Annotated in this window: 22 protein-coding genes; 10 read left to right on the top strand and 12 right to left on the bottom strand. The window is 72.6% G+C overall.

All coding sequences use genetic code 11. The annotated features are described in order from the left end of the window. The first annotated feature begins 1 nt into the window (after position 1). From FLX08_RS32340 to ygfZ, 4 genes are all read left to right on the top strand, one after another. A complete protein-coding gene (locus FLX08_RS32340) occupies positions 2 to 1,003 on the top strand; it encodes an ATP-binding protein (protein WP_208761793.1) in 1,002 nt (333 codons plus the stop codon). After that, a complete protein-coding gene (locus FLX08_RS32335) occupies positions 1,003 to 2,706 on the top strand; it encodes an ATP-binding response regulator (RefSeq protein ID WP_142624053.1) in 1,704 nt (567 codons plus the stop codon). Before FLX08_RS32340 ends, FLX08_RS32335 begins: the two co-directional genes overlap by 1 nt. After that, positions 2,690 to 4,273, top strand: coding sequence for a fused response regulator/phosphatase (locus FLX08_RS32330; RefSeq protein ID WP_142624052.1), 1,584 nt, complete (start codon positions 2,690 to 2,692; stop codon positions 4,271 to 4,273). The genes FLX08_RS32335 and FLX08_RS32330 overlap by 17 nt, the downstream gene beginning before the upstream one ends. A gap of 80 nt (positions 4,274 to 4,353) precedes the next feature. After that, complete coding sequence (gene ygfZ / locus FLX08_RS32325) at positions 4,354 to 5,460, top strand: CAF17-like 4Fe-4S cluster assembly/insertion protein YgfZ (RefSeq protein WP_142624051.1); 1,107 nt, start codon at positions 4,354 to 4,356, stop codon at positions 5,458 to 5,460. Between the two features lie 7 nt (positions 5,461 to 5,467). On the opposite strand, the gene FLX08_RS32320 is transcribed toward ygfZ, so the two are convergent. Continuing rightward, positions 5,468 to 5,998: a VanZ family protein gene (locus tag FLX08_RS32320; RefSeq protein ID WP_142624050.1), complete on the bottom strand. Its 531-nt coding sequence runs from the start codon at positions 5,996 to 5,998 to the stop codon at positions 5,468 to 5,470. A 35-nt stretch (positions 5,999 to 6,033) separates the two neighbouring features. Then, positions 6,034 to 6,459 carry a D-aminoacyl-tRNA deacylase gene (gene dtd, locus FLX08_RS32315; RefSeq protein ID WP_142624085.1) on the bottom strand — a complete coding sequence of 142 codons (426 nt, stop codon included), beginning with the start codon at positions 6,457 to 6,459 and terminating at the stop codon, positions 6,034 to 6,036. 45 nt (positions 6,460 to 6,504) lie between these two features. On the opposite strand from dtd, the gene FLX08_RS32310 reads away from it, so the two are divergent. Continuing rightward, positions 6,505 to 7,446, top strand: a complete 942-nt coding sequence (locus FLX08_RS32310; RefSeq protein WP_142624049.1) for an asparaginase — start codon at positions 6,505 to 6,507, stop codon at positions 7,444 to 7,446. An 11-nt stretch (positions 7,447 to 7,457) separates the two neighbouring features. On the opposite strand, the gene FLX08_RS32305 is transcribed toward FLX08_RS32310, so the two are convergent. Continuing rightward, positions 7,458 to 8,339 carry an alpha/beta fold hydrolase gene (locus tag FLX08_RS32305; protein WP_142624048.1) on the bottom strand — a complete coding sequence of 294 codons (882 nt, stop codon included), beginning with the start codon at positions 8,337 to 8,339 and terminating at the stop codon, positions 7,458 to 7,460. Positions 8,340 to 8,424: 85 nt separating this feature from the next. Here FLX08_RS32305 and FLX08_RS32300 point away from each other — a divergent pair, with 85 nt between their 5' ends. Continuing rightward, positions 8,425 to 9,084: a CGNR zinc finger domain-containing protein gene (locus FLX08_RS32300; RefSeq protein WP_142624047.1), complete on the top strand. Its 660-nt coding sequence runs from the start codon at positions 8,425 to 8,427 to the stop codon at positions 9,082 to 9,084. On the opposite strand, the gene FLX08_RS32295 is transcribed toward FLX08_RS32300, so the two are convergent. After that, positions 9,043 to 10,677 (bottom strand): DUF2207 domain-containing protein, encoded by a 1,635-nt coding sequence (locus tag FLX08_RS32295; protein WP_167530653.1) that lies wholly within the window; start codon positions 10,675 to 10,677, stop codon positions 9,043 to 9,045. The two genes, FLX08_RS32300 and FLX08_RS32295, sit on opposite strands and share 42 nt — an antisense overlap. Before the next feature lie 112 nt (positions 10,678 to 10,789). Between FLX08_RS32295 and FLX08_RS32290 the strand changes: the two genes are divergently transcribed. Beyond that, on the top strand, positions 10,790 to 11,206 hold the full coding sequence (locus tag FLX08_RS32290; RefSeq protein ID WP_142624045.1) for a VOC family protein: 417 nt from the start codon (positions 10,790 to 10,792) through the stop codon (positions 11,204 to 11,206). A gap of 81 nt (positions 11,207 to 11,287) precedes the next feature. After that, positions 11,288 to 12,259 carry a magnesium transporter CorA family protein gene (locus FLX08_RS32285; protein WP_142624044.1) on the top strand — a complete coding sequence of 324 codons (972 nt, stop codon included), beginning with the start codon at positions 11,288 to 11,290 and terminating at the stop codon, positions 12,257 to 12,259. Positions 12,260 to 12,341: 82 nt separating this feature from the next. Here the strand turns inward: FLX08_RS32285 and FLX08_RS32280 are convergent, their stop codons facing one another. The 5 genes from FLX08_RS32280 to FLX08_RS42550 form a co-directional block, all read right to left on the bottom strand. Further along, positions 12,342 to 12,680 carry a DUF2516 family protein gene (locus FLX08_RS32280; RefSeq protein ID WP_142624043.1) on the bottom strand — a complete coding sequence of 113 codons (339 nt, stop codon included), beginning with the start codon at positions 12,678 to 12,680 and terminating at the stop codon, positions 12,342 to 12,344. Between the two features lie 187 nt (positions 12,681 to 12,867). Next, a complete protein-coding gene (locus tag FLX08_RS32275) occupies positions 12,868 to 13,224 on the bottom strand; it encodes a hypothetical protein (protein ID WP_142624042.1) in 357 nt (118 codons plus the stop codon). 3 nt (positions 13,225 to 13,227) lie between these two features. Beyond that, positions 13,228 to 13,662 (bottom strand): helix-turn-helix domain-containing protein, encoded by a 435-nt coding sequence (locus tag FLX08_RS32270; protein WP_142624041.1) that lies wholly within the window; start codon positions 13,660 to 13,662, stop codon positions 13,228 to 13,230. 83 nt (positions 13,663 to 13,745) lie between these two features. After that, positions 13,746 to 14,660 carry a M56 family metallopeptidase gene (locus FLX08_RS32265; protein ID WP_142624040.1) on the bottom strand — a complete coding sequence of 305 codons (915 nt, stop codon included), beginning with the start codon at positions 14,658 to 14,660 and terminating at the stop codon, positions 13,746 to 13,748. Continuing rightward, positions 14,657 to 15,013 carry a BlaI/MecI/CopY family transcriptional regulator gene (locus FLX08_RS42550; protein ID WP_142564955.1) on the bottom strand — a complete coding sequence of 119 codons (357 nt, stop codon included), beginning with the start codon at positions 15,011 to 15,013 and terminating at the stop codon, positions 14,657 to 14,659. The genes FLX08_RS32265 and FLX08_RS42550 overlap by 4 nt, the downstream gene beginning before the upstream one ends. Positions 15,014 to 15,064: 51 nt before the next feature. On the opposite strand from FLX08_RS42550, the gene FLX08_RS32255 reads away from it, so the two are divergent. Next, a complete protein-coding gene (locus tag FLX08_RS32255; RefSeq protein WP_142624039.1) occupies positions 15,065 to 15,583 on the top strand; it encodes an O-acetyl-ADP-ribose deacetylase in 519 nt (172 codons plus the stop codon). A gap of 16 nt (positions 15,584 to 15,599) precedes the next feature. Here the strand turns inward: FLX08_RS32255 and FLX08_RS32250 are convergent, their stop codons facing one another. Genes FLX08_RS32250 through FLX08_RS32240 form a run of 3 tightly spaced genes read right to left on the bottom strand, consistent with a single transcriptional unit; the run spans position 15,600 to position 17,721 of the window. Next, the gene (locus FLX08_RS32250) at positions 15,600 to 16,127 is read right to left on the bottom strand and encodes a GNAT family N-acetyltransferase (protein WP_142624038.1); all 528 of its coding nucleotides are present in this window, start codon (positions 16,125 to 16,127) and stop codon (positions 15,600 to 15,602) included. Between the two features lie 29 nt (positions 16,128 to 16,156). Further along, positions 16,157 to 16,975 carry a class I SAM-dependent methyltransferase gene (locus FLX08_RS32245; protein ID WP_142624037.1) on the bottom strand — a complete coding sequence of 273 codons (819 nt, stop codon included), beginning with the start codon at positions 16,973 to 16,975 and terminating at the stop codon, positions 16,157 to 16,159. After that, positions 16,972 to 17,721: an SDR family NAD(P)-dependent oxidoreductase gene (locus FLX08_RS32240; protein WP_208761798.1), complete on the bottom strand. Its 750-nt coding sequence runs from the start codon at positions 17,719 to 17,721 to the stop codon at positions 16,972 to 16,974. Before FLX08_RS32240 ends, FLX08_RS32245 begins: the two co-directional genes overlap by 4 nt. Before the next feature lie 181 nt (positions 17,722 to 17,902). Here FLX08_RS32240 and mshA point away from each other — a divergent pair, with 181 nt between their 5' ends. Then, a complete protein-coding gene (gene mshA / locus FLX08_RS32235) occupies positions 17,903 to 19,186 on the top strand; it encodes a D-inositol-3-phosphate glycosyltransferase (RefSeq protein WP_244313067.1) in 1,284 nt (427 codons plus the stop codon).

The raw sequence follows: 19,186 nt of genomic DNA, 5'->3' as shown, positions 1-19,186 counted from the left end.
CATGACGATGACGCACCGGTATGAGGACGTCTGGGTGTCCACCGCCGATCCGAGCGTGATCGGCGCGGTGCGCAGGACGGCGGTCGCGCTGGCCATGGCCTCGGGGTTCGACCAGAACCGCACCGGTCAGGTCGCGGTGGCGGTGACCGAGGCGGTCTCGAACCTGGTCAAGCACGCGGTGGACGGCGCCGTGCTCGTACGCCCCCACCCGGAGCGGCCGGGCGCGGTCGAGCTCGTGGCCGTCGACAAGGGCCCCGGAATCGCCGACCTCGGCCGCGCCCTGCGCGACGGCTACTCCACCTCGGGCACGCTCGGCATCGGCCTCGGGGCGATCGCCCGCATGGCCACCGGCTGGGACGTCTACTCGGTGCCCGGCAGGGGCACCGTGCTGGTCATGCACTTCACCCCGGACGGGCAGCCCGGCCCGCCGCTGCGGGTGAGCGGGCTGCGCCGTCCCATCGGCGAGGAGAGCGTGTGCGGCGACGCCTTCGCCTTCGCCGACGACGGCGACACGATCAGCGTGCTGGTCTGCGACGGCCTCGGCCACGGCGGCCTCGCCGCGCACGCCTCCCGAGAGGCCGTACGGATCTTCATGGAGGAGCCGAACGCCCTTCCTGTCGTCGCCCTCGAACGCCTGCACCGGGGGCTGGGCCACACCCGGGGCGGGGCGGTCGCGGTCGTGCGGGTGGGCCGTGAGAGCGTCACGTTCGCCGGCCTGGGCAACGTCTCGGGCTGGATCGCCCATGCCGAGGGCCGTCAGGGGATGATCTCGCTGCCCGGCATCGCCGGGCACAAGGGCAGGCGTCCCCGGCAGTACGAGTACGCGCTGCCGCCGCACGCCACGGTGGTGCTCCACTCCGACGGTCTCACCGACCGCTGGGACCCCGCCTCCTTCCCCGGACTCTTCGCCCATTCCCCGGCCGTGGTGGGCGCGACCCTGCTGCGCGACGCCGGCAGCCGCAGGGACGACGCCTGCGTCGTCACCGTCAAACAGGGGCAGTGATGGGCGAGGTGCTCACCCGCGCGGAGATCCGCAGGGACCAGGACGTCTTCGCCGTACGGCAACTGGGCCGCTGGATCGCCGAACTCGTCGGGCTGGAATCACAGGATCAGATCCGGGTGGCGACCGCGCTCAGCGAGATCGGCCGGGAGGCGCTGACCCGGGGCGCCGGGAGCGTCGTCGTCTTCGACCTGCGTGAGGACCGGCTGGTCATCACCGTGGACTATCCCCACGGCGCCGACGTGCGGCAGACCGAGGGCGTGAAGCTGGCCGGTCGCATGGTCGACGAGATCGCGCTGTCGGCCGAGGACGGACGCGTCACGCTCGTGAAGCGGGTGCCCGGGCACCACAGCCGCCGGACGCTCGACGGCATCCGCGAGGAGCTGGCCCGCCGCTCGCCGTCCACGGCGGCCCTTGACGTGCTGCGGGAGCAGAACAGGGAGCTGGCCGCCACCCTGGAGGAGGTGCTCCGGCTCAACGCGGAGCTGACCGAGACCAACCAGGGCGTCGTGGCGCTCTACAACCAGCTGTCGGCCGAGCTGGAGGAGACCAACCGCGGCGTCGTGGCGCTCTACGCCGAGCTGGACGAGAAGTCGTCCCAGCTCCGGCAGGCGGCCGAGGCCAGGCAGCGGTTCTGGGCCAGCGTGAGCCACGAGCTGCGGCTGCCGCTCAACTCGATCATCGGGCTGGTGCGGCTGCTGCTCGGCTCGGGCGGGGATCCGCTGAGCGAGGAGCAGGAGCACCAGATCACGCTCGTCGGCACGTCCGCGGAGACCCTGCTGGCGCTGGTGGGGGAGCTGCTCGACCTGGCCAAGGCCGAGTCGGGGCGGCTGGACCCGCATCCGTCGATGGTGGACGTGGTCGCCCTTGCCGAGGAGCTGCGCATGACGCTCCAGCCCACCGGACCGGCCGACGGGGTCACGCTGTCGGTCGACGTGTCGGGCGAGATCGGCGAGATGTTCGTCGACGAGGGCATGCTGACCACCATCCTGCGCAACCTGCTGTCGAACGCGCTGAAGTTCACCGAATATGGGGAGGTGCGGCTGGCGGCCGTCGTGGACTCCGCGATGGCGGAGGTGGTCTTCACCGTCACCGACACCGGTGTGGGCATTCTCCCCGAGCACCTGGAGCGCGTCTTCGAGGAGTTCTACCAGGTGCCCGGGGCGCTGCAGCTCAGGGCGAAGGGCACCGGTCTCGGCCTGCCGTACGCGCGGAGGCTGGCGGAGGCGCTCGGTGGCACCCTTGAACTGGCGAGCACGCCCGGCGAGGGCACCACCGCCACGCTGCGGGTGCCGCACCGGACGGCCGGTCCGGAGGTGGGCCGGGTGCTCGTGGCCGACGACGACGCGGGCTTCCGCGCGGTGGCCCGGCGGATGCTCTTCGGGTTCGCCGCCGCGGTGGACGAGGCGGCCGACGGCGTCGAGGCCCTGGAGCTGATGCGTGAGCGGCCCCCGGAGGTGGTCCTGATCGACCTGCTCATGCCGCGCCTCGACGGCACGGCGCTGCTGCACCGGATGGCGGAGGACGACGCCCTGCGCGGCATTCCCGCGGTCGTCGTGTCGGTGGTGTCCGAGCAGCCGGGACCGCTGCATCCTGTGCTGCCGAAGCACGGGCTGCGCAGGGATCGGCTTCTGGAGGCGATCCGGGAGGCCGTACGCGACAGCGCCGGGAACGTGAAGGGGGACGGGCATGGCACTCGAGATTGACGCCGCGGCGACGGTGCTGGTCGTCGACGACGTGCCCACCAAGCGCTACATCCTGGCGAGCTGGCTGCGCCGCGGCGGACACCGGGTCATCGAGGCCGGCGGAGGCGAGGAGGCGCTGGCCGTCGTCGGCGAGCTCAAGCCCGACCTCGTCATCCTCGACGTACGGATGCCCGACGTGGACGGCATCGAGGTGTGCGAGAAGATCAAGGCGGACCCGGAGACCGCCTCGATCCCGGTGATCCAGGTGTCCGGCAACGCCGTCACCCCGGCCGACCGCGCCGAGGGGCTGGAACGGGGCGCCGACGCGTACCTCTCCGAGCCGATCCAGCCCGACGAGTTCGCGGCGACCGTGCGGGCGACCCTGCGCTACTACCGGGCGCGGCAGCGTGCCGAGCGGATGGCGGCCAGGCTGAGCGAGCTGGCCGAGATCACGCTGGAGATGAACCAGGCGGAGGACTTCGAAGGGCTCCTGTCGGTGGCCGCCGAGGGCTGCTCCCGCCTGCTGGAGCGCTACTCGCGGGTGCTGGCGATCCCGCCGGACGGCAGAGTGCGCAGGTTCTCCGCCCGGCCGGGGGAGCACGCGGCGCCACGGCTGGTCCATCCCGACACCCTGGAGCGGCTGAGCACGATCTCCATCGGGGAGTCCCCCGGCGTGCAGGCGTTCGAGATCGACAGCGCGACCTGGGCCCGCCTCGTGCCCGACAGCGACATCGTCGCCCGTGTGGCGGGCGTGCTGTGCCGTACGAAGACGGGCCGGTCGCCGGTGTTCCTCGGAGTGGAGACGGACGCGCCGCTCGACGGCGAGGAGCTCAGCCTGCTGCGGCAGCTCGGCCAGGCGCTGGCGCTGGCGGTCGACGCGGCCCGCGCCTACGCGGAGGAGCACACGATCTCGCTCACGTTGCAGCGCAGCCTGCTGCCCGCCGCGATCCCCCGGGTGCCCGGCCTGCGGATCAGCGTGCGCTACCAGCCGGCGGTGGACAACGTGGAGGTGGGCGGCGACTTCTACGAGGTCCTGCCCCTCGGCGATCGGGTCCTGGTCGCGCTCGGCGACGTGCAGGGCCACTCGCTGCACGCCGCCACCGTGATGGCCGAGCTGCGCTACGCGCTGCGGGCGTCGGTGATCGACGAGGTCGATCCCGCCCGGTCGATGAGCCTGCTCAACGCCGTCCTGCGGCGCTACCACCCCGGCATGACGGCGACCGTCTGCCTGATGCTGATCGATCCCGCGACGGGGGACACCGAGATCGTCAACGCCGGGCACATCCCGCCGCTGCTGGCCGGCGCGGGGGCGGCCTATCACCGGTTCGGCAACCTGCTGCTCGGCGTGGCCCACGAGCAGTATCGGGTGGACCGGGTGCGGCTGCCCGACGACGCCACCGTTCTGCTGTTCACCGACGGGTTGATCGAAGACCGCGACAAACTGCTCGACGAGAGCCTGGAGGTCGCCCGCCAGCAGGCCGAGGACGTGGGCGACGACCTGGAGGGCTTCTGCGACCGGCTGATCGCGACCTTCGGCGCCCGTGAGGACGACGTCGCGCTGGTCGCCCTCCGGCGGGTGCCGCGCTGACGGCCGGCCACAGTCAGGTTGTCCACAGGCGAGCCGGGCGTCGCCGCGACCGCGGCGGGGGACCGAATAGCCTTGGACACATGCGGAGCCCTTTGCTAGACACATCCGGTGCGGTCGCCGCGCAGGCGCCGGACGAGACGGTCGCGGCCCACTACGGCGATCCCTACGCCGAGCAGCGCGCACTGGCCGCCGGGCGGGCGCTGGTCGACCGGAGCAACCGCGAGGTCGTGCGGATCAGCGGGCCCGACCGGCTGAGCTGGCTCAACAGCCTCAGCTCGCAGAAGCTCGACACGCTCCAGCCGGGCACGCCCACGCAGGCGCTGCTGCTCGACCCGCAGGGCCGCGTCGAGCACCACCTCACGCTCGTGGACGACGGCGAGGCCGTGTGGGCCCACGTGGAGCCGGGCACCTCGGCCGAACTGGTCGGCTTCCTGGAGAAGATGCGGTTCATGCTGCGGGTCGAGGTCGCCGACGTCACCTCGGACTACGCGGTGGTCTCGCTCGCCCCGCCGGCTCCGGACGCGAGCGCGGGCACACCGGTGGAAGGGGCCGTCGCCATAGGCGGCGACCTGCTCGTGCCGCGCGAGCGGCTGGGCGGCCTCCCCGACGCGCTGGGCCTGCGCCCCGCCGGCCTGTGGGCCTACGAGGCGCTGCGCATCGCCGCCCACGTGCCCAGGCTCGGGTTCGATACCGACCACAAGACGATCCCCCACGAGGTCGGCTGGATCGACGTGGCCGTGCACCTGACCAAGGGGTGCTACCGGGGTCAGGAGACGGTCGCCCGCGTGCACAACCTCGGCCACCCGCCCCGCCGCCTGGTCTTCCTGCATCTCGACGGCAGCGTGGACGAGCTGCCTCCGCACGGCGCCCCGGTGACCCTCGGTGCCGGCACGCCGGCCCAGGCCGAGCCGGGGGCCGCGGCGGAGGGCGCGGTGGAGGGCGCGGCGGAGGGCGCTGTGGAGGGCGCCGTGGAAGGCGCGGCCGCGCCGGGCCAGATCGGCTTCGTGGGCTCGTCGGCCCGCCACTACGAGCTGGGCCCGATCGCCCTCGCGGTCGTGAAGCGTACGGTGCCGGTGGACGTCGACCTGCTGGCGGGCGGTGTGGCGGCGAGCCAGGAGGTCGTGGTGCCGCCGGACGCCGGGCGCAACGTGACGATCGACCCCGCCCTCCGCCGCCGCATCCGATAGCCGCCGCTCAACTCGTCTCCGCTCGGCGGGCCCACCACCGCCGGGTGCAGAGCGCGGCGAGCACCGCGCCCGCCGCGTTGAGGATCACGTCGTCCACGGAGCTCACCCGGCCGAGCCGCAGGCCGAACTGGAGGAGTTCGACGCCGAGTGAGGCGGTGGCCGCGACGGCGGCCACCGCCGCGGGCGAGGTGAAGCGCGCGGAGCGGACCGGGAGCATCGCGCCGAGCGCGGCGAAGACCAGGAGGTTGCCGCCGATCTGCACGACGGCCGCTCCCGGTGACAGGAGCGCGAGCTGGCCCGCCAGGTCCACCAGGGGGACGAGGTGCACGCCCTCTTCCGACCCCGGAGTGAGGATCATCCAGATCCAGGGGGCGGTCCCGGCCACCATGACCACGTCCGCGACGGACGCGCGGAGGGGAGCGGGATGTCCCCGGCGGGCGCGGCGGCGGGACAGGAGCAGGACGGCGAGAGCGGCCACGGGAACGGTGCAGACGGTCGCGACCACGACATGTCCCCAGGTGCTCCACGCCTCCCGCATCCGATCATGATGACAGGCCGGGGAGACCGCGACGCTCAGACGTCCAGGACGAGGGTGATCGGCCCGTCGTTGGTGAGGCTCACCTTCATGTCGGCGCCGAAGACGCCCGTCTCCACCCGTGCGCCGAGCGCCCGGAGCTCGGCCACCACGGCATCCACGAGGGGCTCGGCCACCGGGCCGGGCGCGGCGGCCTGCCAGGTGGGCCTGCGGCCCCTGCGCGCGTCGCCGTACAACGTGAACTGGCTGATCACCAGCAGCGGCGCGCCGATGTCGGAGCAGGACTTCTCGCCGTGCAGGATGCGCAGCCCCCACAGCTTGGCGGCGAGCCGGGCCGCCTCGGCGCGCCCGTCGGTGTGGGTGACACCCACGAGCACGAGCAGACCGGGTTCGTCGATGGCGCCGACGACCTGACCATCCACCACAACGGACGCGGAGCTGACCCGCTGTACGACCGCACGCATGGCCCCGAATTCTGCCATGTCCAGGGGCTCCATAGACTGCCCGTCATGTCGGAGATGGTGGTCGAGGTCGTGCGGTCGGGGTTCGTCGAGTCGGTGCATCGCGCACGCGTGCATGTGATCGGGACGGACGGCGCCCCGGCCCTGGTGTGCGGGGACACCTCCAGCCTCGCGTCGCCGCGTTCGTCCATGAAGCCCCTGCAGGCGCTCGCGATGGTGCGGGCGGGCCTGCCGCTGGAGAACGAGCTGCTCGCGCTCGCCGCCGCGAGCCACAGCGGCGAGCCCTTCCACATCGACGGCGTACGGAAGATCCTCGCGGGCGCGGGGCTGGACGAGACCTTCCTGCGGTGCCCGGAGGACCTGCCCCTCGACGAGGAGGCGCGCCGCCAGGTGCTGCGGGAGCACGGCGACGCCGGTCGGATCCTGATGAACTGCTCGGGCAAGCACGCGGCGATGCTCGCCACCTGCGTGGTCAACGGCTGGCCGGTCGACGACTACCGCCATCCCGGCCACCCCCTGCAGCGGGCCATCCGCGCCACGGTGGAGGAGTTCACCGGCGAGAGGGTCGCCGCGACCGGCGTGGACGGCTGCGGCGCTCCGCTGTTCTTCGTCTCGATGGCGGGGGTGGCGCGCGCCTTCCGCGCCCTCACGCTCGCCCCGGCCGGCACGCCGGAGCGCCGCGTCGCCGACGCGATGCGCGCGCACCCCGAGTGGACGAGCGGCACGACCCGGGCCGAGAACCTGCTGATGCGGGCCGTTCCCGGGCTGCTGGTGAAGTCGGGCGCGGAGGCGTTCGACGCCTTCGCCGACGCCGAGGGGCGGGCCGGGGCCGTGAAGATCGTGGACGGCGGCGGCCGGGCCCGGGTGCCGGTCACCGTCGCCGCGCTGCGCGCCGCCGGGATCGACGCCCCCGAGCTGGCCGGGCTGGCCACCGCCCCGCTGTTCGGCGGCGGGGCCCCGGTCGGCGAGGTCCGCGTCCGTCCCGCCTGACCGGTCGCGCGTCACTTCCACACGCGGTCGAGAAACGCCGCGATCAGGGGAGCGATCTCGGGGAGCCGGTCCTCCAGCGCGAAGTGACCGGTGTCGATGACGTGCAGCTCGGCGTCGGGCAGGTCGCGCAGGTAGGCGTGGGCCCCGGGCTCGGGGAAGAACATGTCGTCGCGGCCCCATGTGATCAGCGCCGGCGGCCGGTGCTCGCGGAGCCAGGCCTGCCACCGCGGATAGAGCGCCACGTTGGTGTGGTAGTCGAAGGCCAGCGCCACTTGGGCCTCCTTGCGCCCCGGCAGGTCGAGGAAGTGCTGGTCGAGCGTCCATCCGTCCGGGGCCACCAGCCGCGGATCGGCCGTGCCGCCCTCATACTGGCCCCGGGTCATCTCCAACGTCAGCAGCGCCCGCACCCTGTCCTCGTCGCCCTCCACGTCGGGGCGCAGCGCGATGAAGGCCCGCGCGCCGTCCGACAGGCCCTCCTCGTACGCGTTGCCGTTCTGCACGACGAGACCGGCGATCCACTCGGGGTGCCGGGTCGCCAGCCGGAATCCCACCGGGGCGCCGAAGTCGAAGACGTACATGACGAACCGGGTGAGCCCGAGCCGTTCGGCGAAGCCCTCCATCACGTCGGCGAGGGCGTCGAAGCTGTAGGCGAAGCCCGCGGGCGCCTCGGTGTGCCCGAAACCGGGATAGTCGGGCGCGATCAGCCGATAGCGGGATCCGAGCACGTCGATGAGCCGGCGGAACTGGTGGGACGCGGACGGGAATCCGTGGAGCAGCAGCATCACGGGGGCGTCGTCGCCGCCCTCGTCCGGCACCGACTCACGGTAGAAGACCCGCACGTCCCCGACCTCGACATGCCGGTGGAGCGTGCGCGCGACGGTGAGCGGCGTCATGACTAATGCCTCCTGGTGTCGATGATGCATTAGTTCTAGCGATCGCTCGCCTAATGTGTCAATCGGGTGCATTAGCATTAGCCTCATGACCGACCTGGTCCCCCTCACCGGGGAGCCGCTCGCCCTCGACCTGGTCAACACCCGCCCGCGCACACCGGACGGCCAGGCCGACCTGATCGCCACCGCCGAGGGGCTGCGGGCCTGGCTGGGCCTGCAGGCGGACCGGCTGGCCGGCGCGCTCCCTGAGGGCGGGCAGGCGCGGCTGACCGGCGACGACCTGTCGCCCGTGCATGAGGTGCGTGAGCACGCGGCGGCCGCGATCGATCAGGTGAGACGGGGCCTGCGGCCGCCAGTGGACGCGCTGCGCGGCCTCAACCGGGCGCAGCGCGCGGCGCCCGCGGTCCGTGAGCTGGTCTGGGACGGCGCCGCCGTGACGGCCGTGCCGCACCGGGAGGGCCCGTTGGGCGTCCGGCTGGCGGCGGTGCTCGCCGAGGCCGTCGCCGGCCTGCTGACCGACCCGGCGGTCACGACCGTGCGGAAATGCGAGGCCGACGACTGCGTGATGCTGTTCCTGCCCGCCCATCCGCGCCGGCGCTGGTGCTCGGCGGCGCGGTGCGGCAACCGGGCCCGGGTCGCCCGGCACTACCGGCGTCGCCGGGGCCTCGACCCCGGCTCAGAGGGCCCGGACTCGCAGAGCCCGGGCTCAGAGGGAGCGGAACTGGCGGGAGGTCGAGATCGCCCCTGAGGTGGTCATGACGAACGTCCGCATCGAGTCGGCGAACCGGGACAGGTCCCACTCGGCCGGGCCCTGATACCAGTACAGGTGGTCGGTCTGCCGCCCGTTGCCGTCGAACGCGCTGACCACCCGTGCCCACCGGTCCACGCTGTCGAAAATCACCGCGTAGGGCAGGTAGCGGGAGAACAGCTCCACGCGCTGGCCTGGGGGGACGTCGTCGATGGCCGCCCCGGCCAGGTAGTCGCGGAACCCGAGCGTGTGCGCCAGGGCCGCGGCGCCCTTGGCCGTCTTGGCCGGCATGTACTGGGCGCCGAAGGCCAGCGCGGCTCCGGCGATGATCAGGGCCAGCCCCAGCAGGCCGTACGTCGTGAACCAGGCGAGCAGGACGGTGGCGACCACCCCGAGCGCGACGACCACCAGGCCGAGGGTCGTCCAGCGCGACCGGGTGGAGTCGGGCCGCCGGGCGAACCAGCCCTGCGTCACGACGTCCTGATAGAGCGCGTCGCGCACCGTGGCCAGACGGGCGGCGAACGACCCGTGCAGCTCCGACAGCAGCACCCGGTCACGCCCGTCGAAGATCGCGTCGTAGAGGGCCCGCTCGTACGGCAGCAGGTCGCCGAGCCGGGCGCCGGGCAGCTTGACCAGGCACCAGTCGGGGGTGTCGTAGGTCTGGCGCGGCTGCTCGTCGATGCGCAGGAAGTTGCGCACGGCGAGGTCGACGATGGTCGCGGTCACGTCGACCACGTCGGCCTGCTCGTCGAACAGCGTGCCGATCTGGCCGGGGCGCACGTCGTCTGGCGGGCTGAAACGCCCGTCGCGGTGGCCGCTGACCGGGCCCGACTCGCTGCCGACCACGCGGGCGTCGCGGCCCCGCGTCCAGTACAGCAGCCCGATGCCGCCCAGCAGCAGCACCAGCAGCGCGGCCAGTGAGCCGCCGGTCACCGCGTTCAGCGTGAACGCGGTGGACAGCTCGAACCTGCGCTCCAGGATCGGCCCGGCCCCCGTGGCGCCCTTCGGGTAGCCGACGACGACCGTGAGCGTCTGGCCCTCGCCGAGGCCCTGCTGCTCGAACGTGGAGGTCGTGCCGGTCTCCTCGACCGAGGCGCTGGTGCAGGCGATGGCCGAGCTCGGCTCGCCGGCGAAGCAGGACAGGTTCTGCACCCGGCCCGGGCCGGTCACGGTGACGACCGCGTCCTGCACGGGACCGGACACCGCGAACCAGCGCAGCTCCTCGCCCGAGGCCGTGGGCGTCACGGCGCCGGTCACGTCATACTCCACCGTGCCCGTGAACGTCAGGGTCTCCCCGTCGTACGAGCCGCCCTTGACGTTGGAGATGCGATAGACGCGGTCGTGGCCGTCGTCGTAGCGGGTCCGGGTGAGCGGCGTGCGCCGCACCGTCTCGCCGGCAGGGGTGACCGTCTCCTTCACGTGGAGCACGCCGTTCTTGCGGAGCTCCATCGTCACCTCGTCCTTCGCCGGAGGGGCGGAAGCCGCGGTGACGGCGTGCGCGGTGACGGCATGTGCGGCGACGGCGTGCGCGGGGGAGGCGGCGAGGACGGCGAGCAGTGCCGCCAGTCCGAGCCGGCGCGCGAGATCCACCATGAGCCGCAACCCTACCGGTCCCGGTGCTCCAACCGAGGATCGGATGCGAGCCGGCCCAACCGGTCAGGAATCGAGAAGCCCCGGGAACACCCCCGGCCATAGCGTCATGGGCATGGAACTCACCTTGCACTACTGCTACATCACGGTCGACGACGGCGACGCGGCGCTCGCCTTCTATCGGGACGTGCTCGGCCTCGAACTCCGCAACGACGTCGGATATGAGGGCGCCCGCTGGCTCACCATGGGCCCGGCGTCCCAGCCCGACGTCAACATCGTCCTCGAGACCGTCAACGCCGACCCGACCGCCTCCCCGGAGGACCGCGCGGCGCTGAGCGACCTGCTCGCGAAGGGCAGGCTGCGCGCCGTCGTCTTCGCCACCCCCGACTGCGACGCGACGTTCGAGAAGATCCGCCAGTCCGGCGCCGACGTCCTGCAGGAGCCGATCGACCAGCCGTACGGCGTCCGCGACTGCGCCTTCCGCGACCCGGCCGGCAACATGGTCCGCTTCCAGCAGCTCGCCAAGGGCTGACGCGGCGGCACCGCCGGGATACCGCCGCCGGGATGCCGGCGCCCCCTGCGTGGGGGCGCCGGATCGGTAGGGTAACCGTCCATGGGACACACCCGGGTGTACCGGAACGGAACGCTGGAGGCCGAGGACTTTCCGGTCGCCGACGTCTCCGAGAAGGTCAGGGACCCGTCGGCGGTGGTGTGGTTCGACATGTGCGCCCCCACCGAGGACGACCTCCACGCCATCAGCGAGGAGCTGGGGCTGCACGCCCTGGCCGTCGAGGACGCGCTGCAGCACCGGCAGCGGCCCAAGCTCGACGTCTACGACAGCCACATGTTCCTGAGCGTCTACGCGGCGGCGTTCGACAGCGCGTCAGGCCGGGTGCGCGTCGCCCCCGCCGCCGCCTTCATCACGAAGAACGCGCTGGTCACCGTGCGCCAGTCGGACGACTTCTCCATCGAGGAGGTGATGCGGCGCTGGGACGAGGGGGCGGACCTGGCCCGGCACGGCGTCGCGTTCCTGCTGCACGGTCTGCTCGACTACGTGGTGGACAGCCACTTCGAGGCCGTCGAGGCGATGGACGAGCAGGTCGAGGACCTGGAGGGGACGGTGTTCGGCGACCGGCCGGTCAGCCCGGAGGACCAGCGGCGCACGTTCGAGCTGCGCAAGAGCCTGGTCACGCTGCGCCGGATCGTGATGCCCATGCGGGAGGCCGTGAACACGCTGCTGCGCCGCAACGGCCTGAGCGGCGACGGCGAGATGACGCCGTACTTCCAGGACGTGTACGACCAGGTGCTGCGGGCCACGGAGTGGACGGAGTCGCTGCGCGACCTGGTCAGCAACATCCGCGAGACGCACCTGACCATGCAGGGCAACCGGATGAACCTCATCATGAAGCGGGTGACCAGCTGGGCCGCGATCATCGCGGTGCCCACGCTGATCACCGGCTTCTACGGCCAGAACATCCCGTTTCCCGGCTTCGGGCACGCATTGGGGTTCTGGACGTCCGCCACGCTGATCGTCGTCGCCTCGGGGGCGCTCTATTGGGTGTTCCGGGCTCGCGACTGGCTCTGAGCCCGGCGTCTCGGCCCGTATGTCAGCCTGCCTGTCAGCCGACCTGTCACCCTGCCTGTCACCCTGCCTGTCACCCTGCCTGTCACCAGGGCCCGTACGGCCCCTGGTTGCCGCCGCCCCGGTAGCCGTTGACCGCGGGCTTCACGTCGGCGAGGTAGATGCCCGCCGCGATGACGGCGGCGATCGTGAAGATGTTGGGCAGCCCCATGCCCATGCCGAGGTAGTTGATCGCGGCGGCGAAGGTGAACAGCGTCGCGAGGCCGAGGATGATCAGCCAAAGCGGCTTGGTCTGCTTGCCGGCCGCGGGGAAGGCGCTTGCGGGGATCCGCAGGGCGTGCACCAGCGCCCAGCCGGACAACACGAAGGCCCCGACGGACAGCAGCCAGAAGATGATGTCGAGGATGCCGTACAGCCCGAACATGGACGCTCCCACACGGTCACAGTCACTGACGCCCCCAGACTAGTGGGCGGCGCCGACACGTGGCGCGGACGCGAAGGACCGGTTCCCGTGGAAGCACAACGGCGGCGGCCCGCCTCCCCCGCAGAGAAGGCGGGCCGCCGCCGTGCCGTTGGCGGTCGGGCCGCAGATCAGCTCCGGTCGGCTCCGGTCAGCTCCGGGCCGTGGTGGCGCGGGCGCGACCGGTCCGCTTCGTGGTGGTCTCGGCGATCGCCGGCTCGGCGGTCTCGGAGACCTCCGTCAGCTCCAGCGCGGCCTCGCCGCTCACCCGGCTGACGACCTTGCGGCCACGGCTGGCCAGGTCGTCGTACAGGCGCGTGAACCGCGCGGTGGCGGCGTCGGCGTAGCCCTTGGCCTTCTCCGGCAGCTCGCGCGCGACGGTCTCCGCCTTGTCCTGCACGGTGGAGGCGTAGGCGCGGGCCTTCTCCACGGCGAAGTCGCCGGCGCCGGTGAGCGCGTAGAACGGCTTCGACTCCGTGATCTTCTTGGCCTGGGTCGTGATGGTCATGGGTTATCCTTCCCTCGAATCCGGTGTAATGCCGTCGCCTGGGAGAACCGGGTCGTCCCCGAGATGCTCAGCCGATTGCGGCGGCTGGGCGGTGTCGGCCCGGTTCTCCTTGCGGAACGACTCGTAGATGTCGATCAGCACCTGGCGTTGCCGCCCGGTGAGCGTGACGTCGGCCCGGATCGCGGCCAGCACGTCGCTGTGCGGCTCGCGGTCCTCGATGAGACCGGCCTGGACGTAGAGCGCCTGGGCGGAGATGTGCAGACCCTTCGCGATCTGGTTCAGGATCTCCGCGCTCGGCTTGCGCAGGCCCCGTTCCACCTGGCTCAGGTAAGGGTTGGACACACCGGCCTGCGCGGCGAGCTGACGAAGCGAGATCTTCGCCTGCTGCCGCTGCTGGCGGATGTACTCACCGAGCGAGGCGACCTTGGGCAGTTCCATGCCCCCAGTCTGCCTCGCACTGCTTGCAATTGCAAACGCGATGGATACTTCCAGCTAGCACCCATGGTGAGGCAAGAGACGGGTCAACCGGGAAGCAGCCAGAGCAGCGGGGCGCTGACGGCGAGCACCACCGATCCGGCCAGGATCAGGAAGCGGTGGGCGGCCGGAAGCGTGACCTCGGGCCGTACGAGCCGGTCGACCCGGGCCATCACGCTGGACGGCGCGGACACGCCGAGCGCGCCCTGCGGCGTGGGCAGCGCCGCCGAGGCGCCGAAGCGCAGCAGGGCGGTGGCCAGCCTGCGCGGGCAGCACCGCTGCCGGGCGCGGTCGTCGGCGGCCATCTCGACCAGCAGCTCCACCGACGCCTGCGCGTCGCGGACCAGCTTCGACCACGGCAGCGCGCGGCGCAGCGCGGCGAACGGCAGCAGCACCAGGTCGTGGCGCTCGCGCACATGGGCGGCCTCGTGCGCGAGCACGGCGTCCAGCTCGGCGGACGACAGCAGGTGCAGCGTGCCGTCGCTGATGACGACCTGCGACTTGAGCCCCGGCAGGCAGTAGGCGGCGGCCCCGGGGAAGTCGACCACCCGCACGCCGGGCACCGCAGGCTCGTCCCTGGCGACCAGCGCGAGCAGGAGCCGGTGGCGGCGGCGGGCCCGCAGCGTCTGCGCACCGGCGGCGAGGGGCAGGGCCACCAGCACCGCGAGCAGCGACAGGCCGGCGATCAGCGCGGCGAGCCGCAGGTAGTCGTACGGCTGTCGCGCGCCGAACTCCACGCTCAGCAGGAACTCCGCGAACCCGTGCACGATGCCCTTGCGGTAGGGGTCGAACGCGAAGGCGAGCAGGGCGCCGATGGAGGCGAGCCCCCAGGTCAGCCCGAGCGACTGCCACAGCAGGATCGCCGTGCGCGGGGCGCGCCAGGTCCAGCGCGCGAAGGTCAGCCGCCACGCGGCGACCGCGCAGATCATCGCGAGGGCCGCGAGGACCGCCGCCGCGATCACTCTTCCTCCAGCTCCGTGAGGGCTTTCAGCAGGATCTCGGCCTCGGACCCGGAGACGGCGCGGGCGAAGCGGGTCAGCGCCGCGTCGCGGTCGCCGGTCAGGTCCAGGGCTTCGAGCATCAGCTCGGCGACGTACGCGTCACGGCTCGCGGCGGGCTGGTAGCGCCAGGCGCGGCCGTCGCGGGTGCGGGTGAGGAAGCCCTTGCGGGCCAGCCGGTCGAGCACGGTCATCACGGTCGTCGGCGCGAGGTCGCGGTCTTCGATGAGGCGTCCCACCTCGCGCGCGGTGAGCGGGGTGTTCTCCGCCCAGAGGATGTCCATGATGCTGCGTTCGAGCTCTCCCAGTCCCTTCACGTCATTCAGCCTACCCGGGGTAGTACTACGTCCTGTAGAGAGGTAGGCGGCATGAAAATCGTTCTGGTCGAAGGTGACATCACCGAGCAGCGGGTGGACGCGATCGTCAACGCGGCCAACTCGTCGCTCATGGGCGGCGGAGGGGTGGACGGAGCCGTCCATCGTCGCGGCGGCCCGGAAATCCTCGAGGAGTGCCGGGCGCTGCGCGCCTCCCGCTACGGGAGAGGGCTGCCGACCGGGCAGGCGGTCGCGACCACCGCCGGGCGCCTGCCCGCGCGATGGGTGATCCACACCGTCGGGCCCGTGCACTCGCGGAGCGAGGACCGATCCCATCTGCTCGCCTCCTGCTATCGGGAGTCGCTCGTCGTCGCCGACGCGCTGGGCGCCGGCACGGTGGCGTTCCCCGCGATCTCCACGGGGATCTACCGGTGGCCGGTCGAGGACGCCGCCCGCATCGCGATCACCGCGGTACGGCAGGCCGCCCCGGCCGTCGTGGAAGAGGTGCGCTTCGTACTGTTCAACACCGCAGCCTATGCCGTGTTCGAATCGGCTCTACGGGACATCGGCTAAGCATTAGGCCAAACTTTCACAGCCACTTGAGCATGTAGATCTCGTCGCGGTCGTCGCCGGGGGTCACCCGGATCGAGCGGGGCACCCGGCCGACCTCCCGGTAGCCCACGCTCGCGTAGAAGCGGTCGACCCCGGTGCCGCCGCGGCAGGTGAGCTGCAACGCCTCCAGGCCGAGCGACCTGGCGGCGTCGTCGGCGGCGAGCAACAGCTCCCGGCCATACCCCTTGCCCTGGTGCTTGGGGTGGACCTGGACGCGCAGCAGCCACCGCCAGTGCGCCCGCAGGCCCGAGCCGTTGTCACCCAGGATGAGCCACGCGCCCGGGGCGCCGTCGTCGCCGAAGCCGACGAGGAGGCTGTCGGGGGCCTGCGGCCCGGCGGCGGCGCGCGTGCGGGCGAACGCCCGGTCTGCCGTCGGCCTGATGTCCTCCGGCGTCACGGGAGGCACGAATCCCACCGCGCCGCCCGCGTTGGTGACCTCCGCCCAGCAGCTCAGGAGCTCCTCGAAGAGCTCGGGGGTCATCTCCGGGTCGAGGACGAAACGCATGGGCCGGACGTTATCAACCGCCTCGTACGTCAACCGCGGGGGGAGACGCTGCTCCAGGGCAGGGTCAGCTCGCCGAGCCGCCAGCGCCCGGGACCGCCGGTCGGCGGGGTCGTCTCCACCGGCCAGTCGCGCGCCAGCAGCTCGGCCGCCTTGATCCAGCGCTGCCGGGTGCCGTACGCGCCGAAGGAGGCGCAGGTCGCCCAGGCGTGGTCCCAGTCCGCCAGGAACGCGTGGATCCGCTCGCCGGGCACGTTGCGGTGGATCAGCGTCTTGGGCAGGCGTTCGGCCAGGTCGGAGGGGCGTTCGAAGCCGGTGAACCGGGCCGCGAGGGTGAGCGTGCGCGGCCCCTCCGCGCCGAGCGCCACCCAGGTCGCCCGGTGGCCGACCTCCGAGCAGGTGCCCTCCACGAGCACGCCAGAGGGGTGCAGGCCGGCCCGCAGCCGGTGCCAGTGCTCCCACGCCTCGGCCTCGCCGTACTGCCGCAGCACGTTGAAGGCGCGCACGATCATCGGCGGGCGGGGGACCGGCAGCTCGAAGCCGCCCCTGACGAACGACAGCCCCTCCCGCTCGTACGGCTTGGCCGCCGCGACCCGTTCGGCGGCGATCTCCACGCCCACCACCTCCACGGTGGGGCAGACCCGGCGCAACCGGGTGAACAGCTCCGTCGTCGTGGTGTGGGACGCGCCGTAGCCGAGGTCCACGACCAGCGGCGCCGCCCCCGCCCAGGCCGAGCGCAGCAGCGGGCCGTACACGGCGGCGATCCAGCGGTCGCAGCGGCGCAGCCGGTTGTGCCCGGTGGTGCCCCGCGTGACCGTCCCGACCGGCCGGCCCGGACGCGCCGGTCTCATGTCCCCGCTGTGACCCGGTGCACCTTGTGCTGGGCGGCCTGCGCTCGGGGCCGGACGACCAGCCTGTCGATGTTCACATGCGACGGGCGGGTCACGGCGAAGGCGATCACGTCGGCGACGTCGTCGGCGCTCAGCGGGTCGGGCACGCCCTCGTAGACCTTGGCGGCCCGCTCGGCGTCGCCGCGGAAGCGGGTCAGCGCGAACTCCTCGGTCATCACCATGCCCGGCGCGATCTCGACGACCCGCACCGGGTCGCCGCACAGCTCCAGGCGAAGGGTCTCGGTCATCGAGGTCTGCGCGTGCTTGGCCGCGCAGTAGCCGCCGCCCCCCTCGTACGACACCAGGCCGGCCGTCGAGGTGAGCATCACCAGCACGCCGTCGCCCGACGCGATGAGCTTCGGCAGCAGGGCCCTGGTCATGCGCAGGGTCCCGAGCACGTTCACGTCGTACATGCGCTGCCAGTCGTCCACCCGGCCCTCGGCCACCGGTTCGAGCCCGAACGCGCCGCCCGCGTTGTTCACCAGGACGTCGCAGCGCTCAAGCGAGGCGGCCAGCGCGTCCACCGACGCCTGGTCGGTCACGTCCAGCGTCACCGGGCGGATGCCGGGCACCTCGGCCGCGAGCTTGTCGAGACGGTCCCGCCGTCGCGCCGCCGCCACAACCCGGTATCCCTCCGCGGCGAGCCGGCGGGCCGTCGCCTCGCCGATGCCACTGCTCGCGCCGGTCACCACCGCGGTCCTGACCACGGCCTCGGTCGCCGCGGGACCGGTCGCGGGACCGGTCGCGGGATTGGTCATCGTCACCGCCATCGTCCTTCCCCATCGCCTGAATCGGCAGGCGACATCCTCTCAGGACCCCCGGCGCTCACCGATGTCGGGGAATCCGGTGATGATTTTGGTGGTTATAACCCTCTCGGAGGTGGTTCGGGTGTCGGTGTTACGGCGTCGGGTCAACCGCGTCGCGACCATCAGCGTGCACACGTCCCCGCTGGACCAGCCAGGCACGGGGGACGCGGGCGGCATGAACGTCTACATTCTCGAGGTCGCCAAACGGCTCGCGGCGCTGGGCATCGAGGTGGAGATCTTCACCCGCCGCACGGCCCGTGACCTGCCTCCGGTCGCCGAGCTGACCCCGGGCGTGCTCGTGCGCCACGTCACCGCCGGGCCGTACGAGGAGCTCGACCGGGCCGATCTGCCCGGGCAGCTGTGCGGCTTCCTGTCCGGCGTGCTGCGCACCGAGGCGATGTACGACCCCGGCCGCTACGATCTGATCCACTCGCACTACTGGCTGTCGGGCCAGGTGGGCTGGTTGGCCAAGGAGCGCTGGGGCGTGCCGCTCGTGCACACCATGCACACCATGGCCAAGGTGAAGAACCTCCTGCTCGCCGAGGGCGACAAGCCCGAGCCGGCGATGCGCGTGCTCGGCGAGGAGCAGGTCGTGGAGGTGGCCGACCGCCTGGTCGCCAACACCGCCGCCGAGGCCGAGGAGCTGATCAGCCTGTACGGCGCGCCGCGCGAACGCGTGGCGGTCGTCAACCCGGGCGTGAACCTCGCCGTCTTCCAGCCCGCGTCCAAGGGCGCCGCCCGCCGCCGCCTCGGCCTGCCGCAGGACGCCCACGTGCTGCTGTTCGTGGGCCGCATCCAGCCGCTCAAGGCCCCCGACGTGCTGCTCAGGGCCGCCGCCCGGATGCTCGTGGAGGACCCCTCGCTTCGCCCGCGGCTCGTGGTGGCCTGCGTCGGCGGGCCCAGCGGCAACGGCCTCGCCCATCCCTCCCTGCTCAGCGACCTCGCGGCCGAGCTGGGCATCACCGACGTCGTACGGCTCGCGCCGCCCGCGCCGCAGCCGGAGCTGGCCGACTGGTATCGGGCCGCCGACGTGACCGTCGTGCCCTCCTACAACGAGTCGTTCGGGCTGGTCGCGCTGGAGTCGCAGGCGTGCGGCACCCCGGTCGTCGCGGCGGCGGTCGGCGGCCTGCGCACGGCCGTCAAGGACGGCGTGTCCGGGGTGCTGGTGGCGGGACACAACCCGCACGACTGGGCGCGGGAGCTCGCCGCGCTGGCCCGGCGTCCGGATCGGCTCGCCGAGCTGGCCGCCAACGCCGTGCAGCACGCCACGGGCTTCGGCTGGTCGGCGACGGCCGCCCGGCTGGCCGACGTGTACGCCGGCGCCCTGGCCCAGCTCCACCAGACCCCCGTCGCGGTGAGCTCATAG

It is taken from the genome of Microbispora hainanensis, from assembly GCF_006874475.1.
Classification (GTDB): domain Bacteria; phylum Actinomycetota; class Actinomycetes; order Streptosporangiales; family Streptosporangiaceae; genus Microbispora; species Microbispora hainanensis.
This window is presented reverse-complemented; position numbering and strand designations above follow the sequence as displayed.

Excerpts from the sequence above, each read along its gene's own strand:
- FLX08_RS32340 (WP_208761793.1), top strand. The coding sequence starts at position 2 with ATGACGATGACGCACCGGTATGAGGACGTCTGGGTGTCCACCGCCGAT.
- FLX08_RS32335 (WP_142624053.1), top strand. The coding sequence starts at position 1,003 with ATGGGCGAGGTGCTCACCCGCGCGGAGATCCGCAGGGACCAGGACGTC.
- FLX08_RS32330 (WP_142624052.1), top strand. The coding sequence starts at position 2,690 with ATGGCACTCGAGATTGACGCCGCGGCGACGGTGCTGGTCGTCGACGAC.
- ygfZ (WP_142624051.1), top strand. The coding sequence starts at position 4,354 with ATGCGGAGCCCTTTGCTAGACACATCCGGTGCGGTCGCCGCGCAGGCG.
- FLX08_RS32320 (WP_142624050.1), bottom strand. The coding sequence starts at position 5,998 with ATGCGGGAGGCGTGGAGCACCTGGGGACATGTCGTGGTCGCGACCGTC.
- dtd (WP_142624085.1), bottom strand. The coding sequence starts at position 6,459 with ATGCGTGCGGTCGTACAGCGGGTCAGCTCCGCGTCCGTTGTGGTGGAT.
- FLX08_RS32310 (WP_142624049.1), top strand. The coding sequence starts at position 6,505 with ATGTCGGAGATGGTGGTCGAGGTCGTGCGGTCGGGGTTCGTCGAGTCG.
- FLX08_RS32305 (WP_142624048.1), bottom strand. The coding sequence starts at position 8,339 with ATGACGCCGCTCACCGTCGCGCGCACGCTCCACCGGCATGTCGAGGTC.
- FLX08_RS32300 (WP_142624047.1), top strand. The coding sequence starts at position 8,425 with ATGACCGACCTGGTCCCCCTCACCGGGGAGCCGCTCGCCCTCGACCTG.
- FLX08_RS32295 (WP_167530653.1), bottom strand. The coding sequence starts at position 10,677 with ATGGTGGATCTCGCGCGCCGGCTCGGACTGGCGGCACTGCTCGCCGTC.
- FLX08_RS32290 (WP_142624045.1), top strand. The coding sequence starts at position 10,790 with ATGGAACTCACCTTGCACTACTGCTACATCACGGTCGACGACGGCGAC.
- FLX08_RS32285 (WP_142624044.1), top strand. The coding sequence starts at position 11,288 with ATGGGACACACCCGGGTGTACCGGAACGGAACGCTGGAGGCCGAGGAC.
- FLX08_RS32280 (WP_142624043.1), bottom strand. The coding sequence starts at position 12,680 with ATGTTCGGGCTGTACGGCATCCTCGACATCATCTTCTGGCTGCTGTCC.
- FLX08_RS32275 (WP_142624042.1), bottom strand. The coding sequence starts at position 13,224 with ATGACCATCACGACCCAGGCCAAGAAGATCACGGAGTCGAAGCCGTTC.
- FLX08_RS32270 (WP_142624041.1), bottom strand. The coding sequence starts at position 13,662 with ATGGAACTGCCCAAGGTCGCCTCGCTCGGTGAGTACATCCGCCAGCAG.
- FLX08_RS32255 (WP_142624039.1), top strand. The coding sequence starts at position 15,065 with ATGAAAATCGTTCTGGTCGAAGGTGACATCACCGAGCAGCGGGTGGAC.
- FLX08_RS32250 (WP_142624038.1), bottom strand. The coding sequence starts at position 16,127 with ATGCGTTTCGTCCTCGACCCGGAGATGACCCCCGAGCTCTTCGAGGAG.
- FLX08_RS32245 (WP_142624037.1), bottom strand. The coding sequence starts at position 16,975 with ATGAGACCGGCGCGTCCGGGCCGGCCGGTCGGGACGGTCACGCGGGGC.